The following is a 16,969-nucleotide window of genomic DNA, read 5'->3' as shown; positions in this document are numbered from 1 at the left end:
CCTTCGACCGGTCAGCCCGCCGAAAAAGCGGGCAGACCGGCGGAAATACCCGAAAACAGTCGGCTTGGTTAAACAACGTGGCCTTATCCGCGTCTAAGGCGCATACTGTTTCTATGCTGTGTTGATGAACCGACTCTTTTCGCTTTGTATTCTGCTGATTTTTACGAGCATGGCCGCGGTGCAGGCCCAGACTACGTCCATGACCGGGCGCGTCGTGGATGGGGCCGACCAAGCGCCGCTGATTGGAGCCAACATCCTCATGCGCGGACTTGGTGCTGATTCTGTGAAGAACGGCGCCGCGGCCGACCCTAGCGGGAGCTTCACGATAACCGGCCTACCAGCAGGACGCTACGAATTGATAGTCTCGTTTCTGGGCTACCAGACGCTACGACGGCAGCTCACGGCCACCGGGCAGCCGCTGGCGCTCGGCACGCTCACGCTGAGTGCGGGCGGAGTGGCGCTGAAAGGCGTCGAGGTGGTGGGCAAAGCAGCGGCGGCCGTCCAGAAGGGCGACACGGCCCAATTCAACGCGGGTTCCTACAAAACCAACCCCGATGCCAACGCGCAGGACCTCATCACCAAAATGCCTGGCGTGACGGTGGACCCCAGCACGGGCAAGGTACAAGCCCAGGGTGAGCAGGTGCAGCGCGTATTGGTGGATGGCAAGGAGTTTTTCGGCAACGACCCCGACGCTGTACTTAAGAATATTCCGGCCGAGGTAATCGACAAAGTGCAGGTTTATGACCGCGCCTCCGACCAGGCCCAGTTCACGGGATTCGATGATGGCAACCAGCAGAAAACCATCAACATCGTGACGCGGCCGCAGTTTCGCAACGGTAAGTTTGGGCGGGTGCTGGCCGGCTACGGCCCCCAGGACGACCGGTACCGGCTCAGCGGCAACATCAACTCCTTCAAAGGCAAGCAGCGGCTGAGCGTGGTGGCGCAGAGCAACAATGTGAACGAGCAGAACTTCGGCACCGAGGATTTGCTGGGCGTAGTGGGTGCTTCGCGCCAAAGCGGCGCAGGCGGCCAGAGCCAGCGTGGGCAAGGCGGCGGCCGGGTTGGCGGCGGAGGCGGTGGACCGGGCGGGCCAGGTGGCCAGGGCGGCAGCAATGCCAGCGACTTTCTGGTGAGCCAGCAGGGCGGCATCAGCCGGACCCACGCGCTGGGCCTGAACTACTCCGACGCCTGGGGCACCAAAACTGACGTGCAGGGCAGCTACTTCTTCAACCTCAGCGACAACACAGCCCGCACCAACTTGCTGCGCCGCTACGTGGCACCGGAAAATTCCACCCAAGATCTGCGCTACAACGAAAACTCGCTCACCACGAGCCGCAACATCAACAACCGCTTCAACCTCCGCCTCGAACACAAATTCGACTCGCTCAACTCAATCATCTGGCGACCCAGCCTCTCCGTACAGCGCAACACTGGCAACAACGGTCTCGATGGCCGCACGTTCCTGGCCAACGGCGACGCTGCCGGCGAAACGCAAGGCGCTAACGAAAGTGACTACCGCTCGGCCCTGACGGGTATCACGGCCAGCAACCAATTGCTTTTCCGTCACCGCTTTGCCAAGCGGGGCCGCACGGTTTCGGTGGGCCTCAACACGACGTATAACGACAAAAACGGCGACAACAACCTGTTCTCTACTACGTCGGCGGTGGGCGGCGGCACTACGCTACTCAACCAATTTTCGGAGCTGACGCAGCAGGGTTGGGCTTGGAACGGCAACCTCACCTACACCGAGCCGCTGAGTAAGTTCAGCCAGTTGCAGGCCGAGTACCGCCTCTCCTACACCCCCAACGACTCCGACAAGAAAACCTACGATTTCTCCTTCGGTGAGCAAGCCTACAGCCTTCTCAACGATACGCTCAGCAGCGTGTTTCAGAGCCGCTACCTTACTAATGTCGGCGAGCTGAGCTACCGCTACCAAAACAAGGACCTGCAATGGATGGTGGGCGCGGCCGTGCAGAACGCCCAGCTCCGCAGCGACCAGGAATTTCCGCGCCCCGCCCTTACGGAGCGTACTTTCCTGAACGTGCTGCCCAACGCCATGGTGCGCTACAATTTCTCGAAGCAGCAGAATCTGCGGCTCATGTACCGCATGAGCACCAATCCGCCCAGCATCAGCCAGCTCCAGGAAGTGGTGAACAATGCCAACCCGCTGCAACTCACCACCGGCAACCCCAACCTGCGCCAGGAAAGCCGACACAACTTGTTCATCCGCTACTCATCGGCGGTGCCGGAGAAATCGACTTCATTTTTCGCCCTGCTCGGCGGCTCCTACACCAACAATTACATCACCAACAACACCATTTACGCCAGCGTGGAGCCACTCACTGTCGATGGTATCGTGATTCCGGCGGGTGGGCAGCTCACGCGGCCCGTAAACGTGGACCAGCAGTACACGCTTCGCTCCTTTCTGAATTACAGCCTGCCGCTCAGCTTCGCGAAGTCCAACCTGAACCTGAACGCCAACGCCACTTATTCTCAGACGCCGGGCCTGGTGTTCAGTGAGCTGAATTACAGCCGTACGCCTTCCGTGGGCTTGGGTGTGGTACTGAGCAGCAATATCAGCCCGGAGCTGGACTTCACCCTCTCCTCCAATTCCAGCCAAACCTACGTGCGCAACAGCCTGCCCGGCCAGGTAGACCGGCAGTATTTCCGGCAGAATACCAATCTGCGCTTCTCCTGGATTATAGCGAAGGGCATCACGTTGCAGTCCGATGTGAGCCACCAGCTGTACAGCGGCTTATCAGCGGGCTTCAACCAGAACTTCGTGCTCTGGAATGCCTCCTTGGGCAAGAAAATATTTGCCAAGCAGCAGGGCGAAATCAAGCTTTACGCCTTCGACTTACTGGGCCAAAACAACAGCATCCAGGTCAACAACACGGCCGCGTACACCGAAGACGTGCAAACCAACATCCTGCAACGCTACTTCATGCTGATGTTCACCTACAACATCCGCAGCTTCGCTGGTGGCGCCGGCCGTGGCTCCGACGCCCTGCCCGGCGAAGCTCCCTCCGACCGTCGAGGCCCCGACGGTCCTCGGCCCGGTGGTTTTGGCCCTCCGGGTGGCGGCATGTAGCCTGGCTCTTTACACCTTAAATTATAATTGCCACTTGACTGCAACTGTGTTCGGTAGTGCATACAATTGCGACACCTTTTGACACAGAATTTGCGTTATAGGTTATATATTTGTCCCATTCTACAAACGGTAGAAATGTAAAATAGCGGGAGCCAGCCCCCGCTATCACCTTACGGCTGCTTGAAGAACTCTTCTACGAGCCCTCTTACAACCCCTGTTAGTACTGCTTTACTCAGTTCTAACAGGACACGAAAACGGACGGATAAACCGCCTGTCTTCGCTTTAACACGATACTTTCCCATTTTCGTAGAGAAGTTAGGTGCTTACTCACCCACTTCTTGGAACCCTCGGTTGCTCCAACAACCGGGGGTTTCGTCTTTCAGGGACGATACGTTGGCCAGGTGTTTACCGTGTTTACACCAAAGATAGGGCGTGCCAACAACAATAAACGGGCTTGCGTGTGATATATCCCTTCAGCCGCACACCCTCACAGCTAGCGACCTACGCAGAAATTTCGCCTTCTAACAGCTACTCTCCACAAATGCCCTGTACTGTGCCTGACGGAGCGCTAGCCAAATGATCGGCGCTTTTTCAATGGCGAAAGGGCTTGTAATTTCTTGACTCCAAGATTGTAAGAAGATTCTAGCGAAGGACAGCGCCGCTATACTTCATGTGCAACTCAGTCTTCTCAAGATTAAAAAGCTGCCCCCTTCTAAAGAGTTTATTGAGGATAATGCCTTGGAAAGAGCCTAATTCTATCATTTCCCGCATTTTTTTCCTCTACTTTGTAGGAGTCGAAATCTGGCGGGCATAAGTCGCGCGGCCAGGTATCCGCTTTTGCTGATTATTTGCTTGTTATGAAACGATTCCTATTCACGCTGCTCTGCTGGCTCCCGTTGCTGGCCGCTGCCCAGAGCGTGACCGTTCCTGCCACCCTGGATTTTGCTGGTCTGCACCTGCGCCTCACCGACGGTGGGCGTAAGACCTTGCAGCAGAAAGTAGATGCCATCCGCAGCCACCAGGCCTCCTTTCAGTCCCGCGTAAATCTCGCCGACGCCTATTTTCCGGTTATCGAGCGGGTATTTCAGGAAGAAGGCGTGCCGCTGGATTTCCGCTTCTTGGCCCTCCAGGAAAGCGGCCTACAAGGTGAAGCGCACAGCATTCACGATGCCGTGGGGTATTGGCAGTTCAAGCGCGAATCGGCGGCTGATTTTGGGCTGGTGATGAACGAGGTAGTGGACGAGCGCAAGCACATTGTGGCTTCGTCGCACGCGGCAGCCAAGTATTTGCAGCGCAACAACGCGCCGTTGCACAACTGGGTGAACGCGCTGCTCAGCTACAACCTGGGCTCCGGCGGCGTGAAATCCTTCACCCTACCCACCGATTTCGACGCAACGGAAATGGAAATTTCCGAAAAAACCCACCCCTACGTGCTCACCATGCTGGCCCATAAGCTGGCTTACGAGCCCGCCGTAGGCCAGAACCCCAAGCCCCCGCTGACGTTCCAGGAGTTTCCGGCGCCGGCGGGCTTCACGCTGGTTAGCATCGCCCAGACCCTGCAAACCAACCCCGCCGAGATGGCCCGCCACAACCGCTGGCTGCTCACCTCCACTATCCCCAGCGACCGGATTTACACGATCATGGTTCCCGTCGTGGACCAGATCCAGCTCACAGCCATTGCGGCGCAGCAGAAAACCGCCACCGCTGGCCAGCTCCTGCATCAGCCCAAAGCCGACCCGCAAAATACCGACTACGTCCGCGTAAACGGCTTGCGGGCCCTCGTAGCCCTACCCGGCGACACCAAGGAAAGCTTGGCCAAACGTGCCGGCCTGAAGGTGCGCAAGTTCATGCAGTTCAACGACTTATTCGCCTTCGACAATATTGTAGTAGGCCAGCCTTACTTTGTACAGAAGAAGCGCGACAAAGGCGAAGTGGAATACCACGTGGCCCAGCCCGGCGAAAGCGTGGCCACGGTGTCGCAGAAGTACGGCGTGCGGGCTAAGGCTATTTGGAGCAAAAACCGCATGCCTCGCAACGAGGAACTGCGCCCCGGCCGCATTCTGTGGCTGCAACACACCCGCCCCAAGGAAGTAGCCATCGAATACGCCGACAGTAAAAACGAGGCTGCTCTGGCAGCTTTCGAGCGGCCCGTGAGCAAATCCGTAACGGCGGCACCCCCCACCTCCCCCGCTACCCCAACCGCCTCGGCGCCGCCAGTAGCCAAGGCAAAGCCGGCACCTGCCCCGGCTCCTAAAAAGCGCCGCGCTGATGAAGCAGATCCCTACATGGGCTCGACGGCAAGTGCAGTCCGCACCTTGGAAGATGCCACTGAAACCCTAGAAGAAGCCGAGGAAACCGAAGCTAGCGGCAGCACCGCCACCCAACCGGAAAGCGCCACCGATGCCACCACGGAGAATCTGAACGAGTTGCCGCCCGCGCCAGTAGCGAAACCCACCCCAGCTCCCAAAACAGCTCCAGCTTCTTCCGCTCCGGCGCCCGCGGCGCCATCACGCGGGGTATACGCGGGCCAGCCGGCCAAGAAAACGCTGCCGACTCCCACGCCCGTTGCCGATGAACCAGTCGCCGAGGAATCTACAGCACCTGTTGCTGCCTCGCAACCAGCCAGCAAGCCAGCTCCGGTGAGCAATGCGCCCGTTGTCAAGCCTACGCCAGCTGCTTCTGCTCCGGCTGCCACTGCTGCCGCTGCCTCCAAGCCAGTTCCAGCTACTACCCCAGCCGCCGCTTCAAAGCCTCAGCCAGTCGCCGCTCCAGCCTCCACTCCAGTTCCAGTGGCTACTACTGGTCCTGTAGATGCCTTGCCTGCTAATGGCCTGCACGTAGTTCAGCCTAAAGAAGGGCTCTATGCCATAGCTCGTCGTTACGGTCTGCGCCCCGCCGATCTTATTGCCTGGAACAGTCTGCCTCAGAATCCCTCGCTCCGCGTCGGTCAAACGCTACGGGTAGTTGCCACCCCCCCCGCAGCCTCTCCTACTGCCGAAACGGCTCCTGCCAAAGCAGTGGTTAGTGCTGGCGCCTATCAGCCCAAAGCAGCTACCAGTTCTGCTTCCATTGCTAGCTCACCAGTCACACCTGCGGCTGCTACCAACTCTGCCACTCCTGCTCCGAGTGCCGCGCCGGCCCTTGCCACCGTACGCCACACAGTAGCGGCCGGCGAGTCCATGTACGCTATTTCGCGGAAATATGGCGTCACCATCAAGCAGATCATGGAGTGGAACAGCAAGGCTGACTTCAACGTGAAGCCCGGCGAAGTGCTGGTCGTACAACCCACGAAATAGGCCTTAGTGCTCTGGTAATGCGTTTGGCTTGTTGTGCATTTTTAAGCACTTGTTTGGCAACGGCGCCGCTGACCAGCCAAGCCCAGCAGCCGGCTGCTCCCGCTGTAGCGCCGCTGTCGGAAGATTCCGTGCGAGCAATGGCGAGTCTGGTGCAAACCAGCGTGCGACAGCTGCGCGGCATCTATTTCGAGCCGAATGACGCCCGTGCCACGCAGCTCATTGAAGCTGTCCTGCACGATATACCAGCGCTAAATCAGCGGCTTTCGCGCTACACGAGTAGCCTCACCCGGGAGCAGCAACAAGCTCTGGCACAACGCCTCCGCCAGCAGCCCTGGCAGCAAGAGTTGCGCACCTTGCAGCAAAGCTCTCAGTTCCAAGGTTTCGACGTGCGGGCTGCCCGCAACCCAGCCCTGAAGGAAGCCGCGGCAAAATTGCGCGCCACCGGCTTTATAGGCAGTTCACCGCCCGCCACCGCTGCAACTGGCGCTGCACCGGCTTCCCCTGTCAAACCGCAACCAGCACCAGCTGCAACTGCTACATCTGTGCCACGCAGCTTTGCACGGCTCAGCGTTCGTCATATTGTGCAAAAAGGTGAAAGTCTTTACAGCATTGCTCGCCGCTACGCCGTTACGCCCGCGCAGGTCCAGGCTTGGAATAATAAAGCCGATGCTATGGTTAGGATTGGTGAAATCCTACTCCTGGATCCGGCGAAGTGAAGCTTCAGCCACAACCACAAAAAAAGGCACCGATCTGGTGCCTTTTTATTCTGTAAACCCTCGTCTTACGCTGCCGCCACCAGTTCGGGCTCAGCCACGCGCGCAATACGCTTAGTGCGCGACTTCAGGAAAGCTACTATTTCTTCATCGGAACTATACTGGTTGCCTATATCGACGAAGTTGCGGGCCAGTAGATTGTAGCGCCCAGTCATGAGATAGGCGAAAATGTGCAGGAAGTGAATCCCGTCGAATACTACGGCGCCTTGCTGGGCGTACTGCGCCACGTTTTTCTGGAAGTGCGCCGGATGCTCGGTCCAGTGCATGGCCGGTTTCAAGTGGTGGCTGATGTGGTAGCCGTCGTTCCAGCATTTGTGGTTGTACTTGGTGTTGATGCAGGTCACGCTGTTGGTGTACGCGTTGCCGGGGTCAGCCGCATCAATGAAAGCGTGCTGGCTCCAATTGCCGAGCATCATCACGGTGCGCGTTACTAACACGGGCAGCACCAACACCGCCAGCATAGCCGGCCAATTCACGAAAGCCAGTACCACGCACGTCACCAAGTACACTACCTCGCCGCGCAGCAAACGACGGCGCAGCTTGGTTTTGTTGGTGCGGCCGAAATAGCGCACGAGCTTTGGGATGCCCAGCAGAAAAAAATCAGCGAGGTAGCGGCCGAAGCTGACCAGCGAGTCGCGCTGGTAGTACATGGTGGAGCTTTCGTCGTCGGGCAGGTTGTTTTCGGGGTGATGCATGCCCAGATGGTGCGTGAAGTACGTTTCCGGCGTTTGCCCAAACAAAGGCCCTATCACCCACGGAATGTAGTGGTTCAGCTGCGCGTATTTCTTCTTGAACAGAATACGGTGGCTGGTGCAGTGTAGCATCAGCCCAAACGGCCCCTTGAAGTAGAAAGTCGTCAGGAAGAGGTACACGCTGAACACGCCCCACCATATGGTATTCGGTAAGTGCGGCACAAACAACAGCGCTGCCAGCGGCAACAGAGTAAGCGAGATTTCCAGGATGAGATAAACAAAAGGCAAGTCGCGCTTATCCTGGATGAATTGCAGCAGAAACCTGCCGAAGCGAGAAACGGGGGCCGACTGGTCGTAAACCGGATCGGTGAGGGCAACCAAATACTTCATGAAGGGCATACTGGCCGGTTGGTTCGGCCGTGGGTGACTGCGAGACTAAATAGCAAACACAGAGAAATTAAAATGCCCGCCGAAGCCAAGAGTGCTGCGAAATAAATACTCGGTGAGATAAGCGCGCCGCTGAAGAGCCAGACAACGCGAAGAGCTATCCTAACGCCACCGCAAGTGGAATGCGTATAGTAGAGTTGCGCAAGATAGTCGGTTTGCGGTGCATTAGAGATTCCTGGAACTCTTCTTTAGTTGGATTTTGCTGAAATCTATCGTCTACTTATGCAGCAATGCGGCTATCTGTTTTATGACACTCCCGATTGCTGTAATACTAGCATCGTGGTCTTTTGCAGCGTCAATAGCTTCCTGAAGGTTGGTTCGCATGAGTAGTACCTGGCAGCAAATGCCTAGGTAGTGCTGCACCTCAGTGGAACTATCCAGTATCTCCCGTAGCAACTCCCGACGATAGGTAAAGACGTAAAGAATGTCCTCGAAATCTGCATCGTATCGTAAGTCCTCACCCCGATCTTGTAAAGCGCAAAACTTGGTAGCCAATAAGTGTGGCGCATTCATTATGCAATCTACGTCATCCGTTGGCCGAGACTCAGGAGCTATTTTCTGGTCTCCATACAGACCAATAGTTACACCGCCCACGAATACAACTTCTGGCAGCATATCACCAAGAGCGTTGGCTACAGCCTGTAGCGCCACCATATTTTGGTGCTTACTCATGGGCCAAGTAATCAGTGAGCTTCTGTCGCGCCAATTTGATTTCGCGAGCCTTGCCTACCCGCAGCGCATCGGTCAAAGCTAGTAGCGCGTACAGGTCCGCGTCTTGGCGCGCGGCATAGGGCACTTTTGCATAGAGCGGCTCGATGGAATGCCCCCGCTCCTCTCCCTCAGCATCAGGCCATACGTACTGCTCCTGGCTTAGAATGCTGTTACGCAGCGGCTCTGCTGAATGAGCAGTAGTCATCCCCCTTACTATAGGTCCGGGCTTTGTTGGAAACACATAGCGCAGCCCGAAAACGAGGAAATCAAGCAGATTACGTTGGTAGACTAGTTTTTTGTTCTCTCCTAACAACCCGGCCAATCGGCTACGACGCAACGAGCCTGATACTTCCGACTGGCTCAGTCCAAGCGCAACGGCCAAATAAGTCTGCCCACTTAACCGTGCAAACTCTCTTTCCGATAACTGCTCTACCCGTCGGCCTAAACTGACCAGCTTCAACAGAACAACCACATCCTGGGGCCGCATACCTTTGTGCTCTGCCATAATATCAACTTATTTATCGCGTATTGCGATATGCAATACCGAATAAGCTCACGATAAAGCTTGTTGTATTAGTTATGGAAGGCATCATCTACTTCGGACGCACGTCTATCTGGCTCCAAAACTGCGCGCATTTTGGCGGTGCGCAAGAGCACACAGGCATCTCACAGTTCTGTTACTTGATTGCATGGTCAGTAGCTAGTGCGTATCACATATAGTTTTTTCGGTGCGCACTACCAGCGACGATACGCAAAAACATCTGACACCACAACGTTTCCTTTCCCCTGTCTCGGCGGTAACTTTACTTGAAGCTTCGTTCCCTAACGGCCCGGAGCCCGTTGCCCATGCCCGTCTTCTCACACCTGCACTGCCACACCCAATATTCCCTTCTCGACGGCCAAGCCAGCATTGGCCAGTTGATGAAAAAGGCTCAGGCCGATGGCATGCCCGCTGTTGCCCTCACCGACCACGGCAACATGTTTGGGGCTTTCAACTTCGTGGCGGAGGCGAATAAGTACAACGTGAAGCCTATTGTGGGCTGTGAATTTTACTTGGTGGAAGACCGGCACAAAAAGAGCTTCAGCCGGGAAAAGGGCGAGCGGGACGTGCGGCACCACCAATTGCTGCTGGCTAAAGACCAGGCCGGCTACCAGAATTTGGCCAAGCTCTGCTCCATGAGCTTCATCGAAGGCGTGTACTCCAAGTACCCGCGCATCGATAAGGAGCTGCTTGAGCAATACCACGAGGGCCTACTTGCCACGAGTTGCTGCATTGGCGCGGAGATTCCGCAGGCGCTGCTCTGGAAGTCGGAAGAAGAAGCCGAGAAACTACTCAAATGGTGGCTTGACCTCTTTGGCGACGACTACTACCTGGAAATCCAGCGGCACGGCCTCAAGAACATCGACAACACCGGCAAAGACCAGGAAGACCTCAACCAGGTGCTCCTGAAGTGGGCCAAGAAGTACAACCTCAAGGTCATCTGCACCAACGACTCCCACTACGTCGACCAAACTGACTTCGCGCCCCACGACCTGCTGCTGTGCGTGAACACCGGCGAGGAACACAGCATTCCGGTTGGTGACTTCCAGACCAAGTATTTCCGGCTGATGTCGCAGGACAGCAAGGTGCTCTACGACCACCTCGACAACCTGCGGCCCCTTTCTTCCTCCGACGACCAAGTGCGGCGCCAGCTCATGCGCATTGATGAGGAAGCGCAGATGCCCAGGCCGCGCGCGCGCTTCGGCTTCCCCAACGACCAATTCTACTTCAAAACGCAGGAGGAGATGAACCGGCTGTTTCAGGACGTGCCGGAAAGCGTGGACAACACCAACGAAATCGTCGACAAGATCACGCCGCCCAAGCTCCAGCGCGACATTCTGCTACCCAACTTCCCGCTGCCGCCCGAGCACCCCACCGCCGACGCTTACCTGCGCTACCTCACCTACAAAGGTGCTTTCGAAGGCCCCAAGCCCCGCTACTCCGAGCGTACTCCCGAAATCGAAGAGCGGCTTGACTACGAATTGCGCATTGTTGAAACGATGGGCTTTGCGGGTTACTTCCTCATCGTGCAGGACTTCATCAACAAGGGTCGCGACATGGGCGTGGCCGTAGGTCCGGGCCGGGGCTCGGCGGCTGGCTCAGCGGTGGCGTACTGCGTGGGCATCACCAACATCGACCCCATCAAGTACAGCCTGCTGTTCGAGCGTTTCCTCAACCCGGAGCGCGTGTCCATGCCCGATATCGACATCGACTTCGACGACGTGAACCGCCAGCGTGTGATTGACTACGTGGTCGATAAGTACGGTAAAACGCAGGTGGCGCAGATTATCACCTTCGGTACGATGGCCGCTAAGTCCAGCATCAAGGATGTAGCGCGGGCCATGGAGCTGCCCCTGCCCGCCACCAATGAGCTGGCCAAGATGGTGCCCGAGCAAGTAGGCACCACGCTGGCCAAAGCCTTCGCCGAAAACCAGGAGCTGGATATGATTCGGCGCGACGACGCGCCCGACAACCTGCGCGGCCATATTCTGCGCCTCGCCGAGAAGCTCGAAGGCTCGGTGCGCAACACCGGCATCCACGCCGCCGGCGTCATCATTGCCCCCGACGACATCACCAAGTATATTCCCGTCTCCACCTCCAAAGACTCGGACCTGCTCGTCACGCAGTTTGACGGCAAGGTGATTGAGAGTGCCGGAATGCTCAAGATGGACTTCCTGGGGCTCAAAACGCTCACGATTATCGTCGATGCCCTGGCCCTGATTGAGAAGAACCACGGCGTCAAAATCGACATCGACGACATCCCGCTCGACGACCCCAAAACCTACGAGCTGTACCAGCGCGGCGACACCATCGGCACGTTCCAGTTCGAGTCCGAGGGCATGCGCATGTACCTCAAGGACCTCAAGCCCACCAACATCGAGGACCTTATTGCCATGAACGCCCTCTACCGGCCCGGTCCTATGCAGTTCATCCCCAACTTCATCAACCGCAAGCACGGCCGCGAACCGGTGGAATACCCGCACGAGTTGCTGGAACCCATCCTCAACTACTCCCAGGGCATCATGGTGTACCAGGAGCAGATCATGCAAGCCGCTCAAATTCTGGCCGGCTACTCCCTCGGCGGCGCCGACTTGCTGCGCCGGGCCATGGGTAAGAAGGACATGAAAAAGATGGCCCAGGAGCGCGAGAAGTTCGTGGAAGGCGCCAAAAAGCTGCATAACATTCCCGCCAAGAAGGCCTCCGAGGTATTCGACGTGATGGAGAAGTTTGCGGCCTATGGCTTCAACCGCAGCCACTCCGCCGCCTACTCCGTGGTAGCCTACCAGACCGGCTACCTCAAGGCCAATTACCCCGCCGAGTACATGGCTGCGGTGCTCACCAACAACATGTCGGACATTAAGAAGGTGACCTTCTTCATTGAGGAAGCCCGCCGCCAGGGTGTGTCCGTACTCGGCCCCGATGTGAACGAATCCATCCTCAAGTTCAACGTGAACGAGAAAGGGCAGATTCGCTTTGGTATGGCAGCCGTAAAAGGTGCCGGGGAAGCTGCCATCGAAAGCATCGTGCAGGAGCGCGACAAAAAGGGTCCCTATACCGATATTTTCGACTTCTCGAAGCGCGTCAATCTGCGGGCCGTCAACAAGAAGACCTTTGAAAGTTTAGCGCTATCCGGCGCCTTCGACTCGTTTGAGCGCTACCATCGCCGCCAGTTCGTGGAAGCTCTAGGCGGCGACCAAAACCTCATCGACAAGGCGGTGCGCATGGGCCAGCAGTACCAGGCGGAGCTGGAATCGGCGCAACAGAGCTTGTTTGGCGGCGGCGCATTTGGGGCCGTAGCCATGCCGCTGCCCAAAGTACCGGAGATGGAGCCCTGGCCCGCTACCGAGTTGCTGCGCCGCGAAAAAGAAGTGGTAGGTTTCTACCTGTCCGGCCACCCGCTCGATGATTTCAAGCTCGAAATCGACTCCTACTGCACCTGCGGGCTCGATAAAGTGGAAAACTACAAAAACCGTGAGGTGACAGTAGCTGGGCTCATTTCCAACGTGCTGTTCAAAACCACCAAGACTGGCCAACCCTTCGTGTCGTTCAACGTCGAGGATTACGAATCCTCTCTCAACCTGGCCCTGTTCCGCGACGACTACAGCCGCTTCTCCGCCCTCATCAATCCTCGCAACTACGATAAGGAGCAAGTGCCGCCCATGTTCATCCGCGGCAAATACCAGCAGCGCTTCCGCGACTCCGACCAGTTCGAGTTCAAAATCATGACAATGGAGCCGCTTTACCAGGTGGCCGAAAAGCTCGCTAACGGTGTCCGCGTCCAACTCGACCTGCGCACTATCACGGAACCCTTCATGGATCGTTTCATGGAAGCTGTAGAAGGCAGTTCTGGCTCCAAAAAGCTAGAAATCAAGTTCGCCGAACCCCACGAGCACCTCACCGTCGACACCTACTCGCGGCGCTATCGTATCGAGCCCAAAGAGTTTATTCGGAAGATGCGCGAAATGGAAATTGAGGCTTGTCAGCTGATCTAGATTTCCTCCCACAGTCAGCGCGAACAGAATTAATGACCCTCCTGGCCCAGGGTTTAAACCCTGAGCTATGGAGCGGTACCAATGCCGAACCGCATAAACAAAAAAGAGGTGACCAGAAACTGGCCACCTCTTTTGCTGTACAATTCAAACGAATTTACAAAGACTACGAAAGACGTTCGTCGTTATTGAGATTACGACGGGCGTCGGTGTCGTTGAGGCGCTCCACGTCCACTTCCGTCTTGCGTACGGTGTCGCGGATGGTTTCTTCGCGCTCAGTTACTTCTTTGCCGAGCGTTACTTCCTCCACTACGCGCGCTTCTTTACCTACTACGGCACGCTCAGCGCTTTCCGTGATTTCGATGTCACCTTCTTTGAAAGCGGCGAAATCAGCTTCCGTGGCCGGACGGTTTACGGGGTGACGCTCTACGTTCACGTGTTCTTCCCGCAACCGGACGCTGGCCTCTACGGGGCGTTCTACAATGCGGCTACGCAGACGAGCACCACCGGTTTGCTCCACGCGCTTACCTACTTGCATATTTTCTTCAATCACTTTAGCTGAAGTCGCGTTTTCGGTTGTAGCACCGGCTTGCAGGTTGTTGCCTAATGCGTAGCCCGTTTGAGTAGCACGGTCATCTACATCGACGGCACCAGCGCGGTCCATAATTTCGGCGGCTTCGCGTGCGTTTTCAGCAGTGTGGCAGTGCACTGTCACAATGGAGCCGCTGTTGCGGGCCACGTGCGTGTAACGGTGCGCCGAATCATCATCGTCGCCCCCGAACAGATTGCTAAAGAAGTTGCTGATGCTGTCGCCCGTATCGTGGGTGCGGTCTGCGTCAGTGCGAGTCGCGGCGCTGGCAGTAGTGCCACCAGCGTAATTGCTGCCTGACTGGCCGATGTTACGCGAAGCCACGTCTACATTCTCCTGAGTAAAACCGGCAGCAGCCAGTTGACGGGCGGCATTTTGTGCCTCTTCGGCGGTATCGAAAATTCCTACTACGGTTTGCATGGGGAAAGAATTTAGGTGAGTATTTAAGGTTGAGTGGGTGATGGTGTTGTCTCATCTGAAGCTGATGAGCGGCGGTTGATCTGAACGTCTTCGTGGCGCAGCAATACCGTTTCCGTCTGGTGCGTTTGCACGGCTTGCTTGGTGATGCGGATTTCCTCCACTACCAAGGTGCGAGTCACTACCACTTCCCGCAGCACTGGAATAACGATGGTGTCGCCTTCCTGCCGCATGCCGGGTGGCAAAGCCCCATCGGCAACAAAACGGTTTACGGGTATATGCTCCACCTGCACTTCGTCGTGCTGAAGCGCTACATCGACCTGTTGCTCCTGCTCAATAACTCGCTTACTCACGTGTAAGCGGCCACTTTCGACCACCTCACGCGTAATAACAACCTGCTCCTCAATCACCGGAATTACCACGGGAGCAGCCTGCGGCGATTCTGGCAGACGGGTTGACTGCGAGTTATCAGCAAAAGGTTCAGACGCTGTATTCATGGAAGGTCTTTACGCCACCAGCTTGCGCTAGTTTCCACTGCCGAGTTATCTTATTCCGCTGCCAATCAGCTTATACTTGCACTATGACGCTACATAAATTATATTATAAATACTTAATAGTAAGTGGTATTTACCACGCCAGTGCCTATTTTACTGCTTATGCCCTCTCTAGCTACAATAAGACATAACTCATGTCAAATAAAATTTTGCCTTACTGCTATTCTTCAGCTTGTAGGGCAGTTTTGCAGTTTGTAATCTCCTTCTTACTCAGCAAGAGCATATAAATAATATGCACGAATAGTAGGTTAAAAAATATTCTTTCAATTCTTATTGAAAGTTTGAAATATGCTTTTACATTTGAGGCATGCAACTCGATGAAGCCAAGCGCAAATTCACGGAAGGCTGGGGCACCCTAGGTTCAGCCTGGGGCGTGAGCCGGACGATGGCGCAGGTTCACGCTTTATTGCTCGTGACGCCCGGCGCCTTGAGCACCGAGGATATTATGGAGCAGTTGCAGATTTCCCGTGGCAATGCCAACATGAACGTGCGCGCCCTCATCGATTGGGGCTTGGTGCGCAAAGAGCTACGACCGGGCGAGCGACGGGAGTTTTTCTCTGCCGAAAAGGACATTCATCGCGTTGCAACTCTTATTCTGAAAGAGCGCCGTAAACGTGAGCTAGAACCTATTATGCGAGTATTAGAAGACGTCAGCCACGTAGACCTAAACGGTGCTCCTGCCGCCGACGCGCAGTCGTTTGTAGGCATGGTGAACAGCATCCGCAGCTTCGCTGGCCTCGCCGACCGAACGGCTGGCACTATCATCCGAGCCGACGAGAACTGGTTTCTCAGCACTTTCATGAAGCTCATGCGGCCAGGCTAAGCAGTGCTTATTTTTTTGGCTATTTCTTTCATTTTTTACTGAAAGTTTAATAACAACAAACATCTCGTCTTCTTCCTCACGATGAAAAAGCCCAAGATGATACTCGCCGGTGGCACTGGCTTTCTAGGAAAGCATTTAGCTCGTCACTTCACGCAACTAGGCTACGAGGTAGTCGTGTTGGGCCGCAGCCGAAAATCGGAAGCTGGCTTCGTTCATTGGAATGGCCGCACGCTGGGCGCTTGGGCCGCGGAGTTGGAAGGTGCCGCCGCAGTTATCAACCTAGCCGGGCGCACTGTTGATTGTCGCTATAATGCTGTCAATAAATACGCCATCACGCAGAGCCGCCTGGAAAGTACCCGCGTGCTCGGCAACGCCATTGCGGCTTGCCAGAACCCGCCAGCGGTGTGGCTGAATTCCTCTACCGCAACTATCTACCAGTCGACCCCGGCTGATACTCCCGCTAACACCGAGCAAAGCGGCCGGATTGGCCGCGACTTTTCTGAAATGGTGGCGCAGAAATGGGAAGCCGAATTTTGGGTGGCAGCCACTCCTCGCACGCGCCGTTTGGCCTTGCGCACGTCTATTGTGCTTGGCAATGATGGTGGCGCACTACCCGTAATGGCACGTTTGGCCCGGCTTGGGTTATGCACTCCCCAGGGCAATGGGCAGCAGTGGATAAGCTGGCTGCACATAGCTGACTTCTGCCGTAGCATCGAGTTCCTACTGGCGCATCCTAGCCTGGAGGGTACTTTCAACATCTGCGCCCCGGAGCCTCTGCGCAACCAAGATTTCAATGGCCTGCTCGACCAGTACTTCCAGCCGCGGTGGCACTTGCCGCAACCCCGGTGGCTGCTGGAAATAGGGGCTTTTCTGCTCCAGACCGAAACGGAGCTCATCCTCAAAAGCCGCAAAGTAGTGCCGCAGCGGCTGCAAGAGGCCGGCTTCCGTTTCCACTACCCCACCTGCGACCTAGCCCTGGCCGACTTGCTGCCGGCTCTGAGTTGAGGAGTATTCCAACGAATTCAGTACGCACGCTTTCTTCTTTT

Annotated in this window: 11 protein-coding genes; 6 read left to right on the top strand and 5 right to left on the bottom strand. The window is 56.3% G+C overall.

All coding sequences use genetic code 11. From position 1 onward, the window contains the following. Positions 1-124: 124 nt before the first annotated feature. The 3 genes from ACYSMN_RS14090 (at position 125) to ACYSMN_RS14080 (ending at position 7,103) form a co-directional block, all read left to right on the top strand. Positions 125-3,091 carry a TonB-dependent receptor gene (locus tag ACYSMN_RS14090; protein WP_488924534.1) on the top strand — a complete coding sequence of 989 codons (2,967 nt, stop codon included), beginning with the start codon at positions 125-127 and terminating at the stop codon, positions 3,089-3,091. An 857-nt stretch (positions 3,092-3,948) separates the two neighbouring features. Beyond that, the gene (locus ACYSMN_RS14085) at positions 3,949-6,387 is read left to right on the top strand and encodes a LysM peptidoglycan-binding domain-containing protein (RefSeq protein WP_488924533.1); all 2,439 of its coding nucleotides are present in this window, start codon (positions 3,949-3,951) and stop codon (positions 6,385-6,387) included. A 53-nt stretch (positions 6,388-6,440) separates the two neighbouring features. Further along, entirely contained in the window at positions 6,441-7,103 is a 663-nt protein-coding gene (locus ACYSMN_RS14080; protein ID WP_488924532.1) for a LysM peptidoglycan-binding domain-containing protein, read from the top strand. A gap of 65 nt (positions 7,104-7,168) precedes the next feature. Here ACYSMN_RS14080 and ACYSMN_RS14075 read toward each other — a convergent pair whose 3' ends face one another. The 3 genes from ACYSMN_RS14075 to ACYSMN_RS14065 form a co-directional block, all read right to left on the bottom strand. Then, entirely contained in the window at positions 7,169-8,242 is a 1,074-nt protein-coding gene (locus ACYSMN_RS14075; RefSeq protein ID WP_488924531.1) for a fatty acid desaturase family protein, read from the bottom strand. A gap of 273 nt (positions 8,243-8,515) precedes the next feature. Beyond that, the gene (locus tag ACYSMN_RS14070) at positions 8,516-8,971 is read right to left on the bottom strand and encodes a hypothetical protein (protein ID WP_488924530.1); all 456 of its coding nucleotides are present in this window, start codon (positions 8,969-8,971) and stop codon (positions 8,516-8,518) included. Next, a complete protein-coding gene (locus ACYSMN_RS14065; protein WP_488924529.1) occupies positions 8,964-9,515 on the bottom strand; it encodes a hypothetical protein in 552 nt (183 codons plus the stop codon). The genes ACYSMN_RS14070 and ACYSMN_RS14065 overlap by 8 nt, the downstream gene beginning before the upstream one ends. 341 nt (positions 9,516-9,856) lie before the next feature. On the opposite strand from ACYSMN_RS14065, the gene dnaE reads away from it, so the two are divergent. After that, entirely contained in the window at positions 9,857-13,543 is a 3,687-nt protein-coding gene (dnaE, locus tag ACYSMN_RS14060; RefSeq protein ID WP_488924600.1) for a DNA polymerase III subunit alpha, read from the top strand. 163 nt (positions 13,544-13,706) lie between these two features. On the opposite strand, the gene ACYSMN_RS14055 is transcribed toward dnaE, so the two are convergent. Both ACYSMN_RS14055 and ACYSMN_RS14050 read right to left on the bottom strand, forming a co-directional pair. Then, positions 13,707-14,549, bottom strand: a complete 843-nt coding sequence (locus ACYSMN_RS14055) for a YsnF/AvaK domain-containing protein (RefSeq protein ID WP_488924528.1) — start codon at positions 14,547-14,549, stop codon at positions 13,707-13,709. 23 nt (positions 14,550-14,572) lie between these two features. Further along, positions 14,573-15,043 (bottom strand): YsnF/AvaK domain-containing protein, encoded by a 471-nt coding sequence (locus tag ACYSMN_RS14050; RefSeq protein WP_488924527.1) that lies wholly within the window; start codon positions 15,041-15,043, stop codon positions 14,573-14,575. A 364-nt stretch (positions 15,044-15,407) separates the two neighbouring features. On the opposite strand from ACYSMN_RS14050, the gene ACYSMN_RS14045 reads away from it, so the two are divergent. Further along, positions 15,408-15,923: a GbsR/MarR family transcriptional regulator gene (locus ACYSMN_RS14045; RefSeq protein ID WP_488924526.1), complete on the top strand. Its 516-nt coding sequence runs from the start codon at positions 15,408-15,410 to the stop codon at positions 15,921-15,923. 81 nt (positions 15,924-16,004) lie between these two features. After that, positions 16,005-16,928 (top strand): TIGR01777 family oxidoreductase, encoded by a 924-nt coding sequence (locus tag ACYSMN_RS14040; protein WP_488924525.1) that lies wholly within the window; start codon positions 16,005-16,007, stop codon positions 16,926-16,928. Positions 16,929-16,969 lie beyond the last annotated feature (41 nt).

The sequence above is a fragment of the Hymenobacter sp. M1-2 genome (assembly GCF_057808495.1).
The sequence above is the reverse complement of the archived record's forward strand: the minus strand, read 5'-3'. Positions and strand labels throughout refer to the sequence as shown.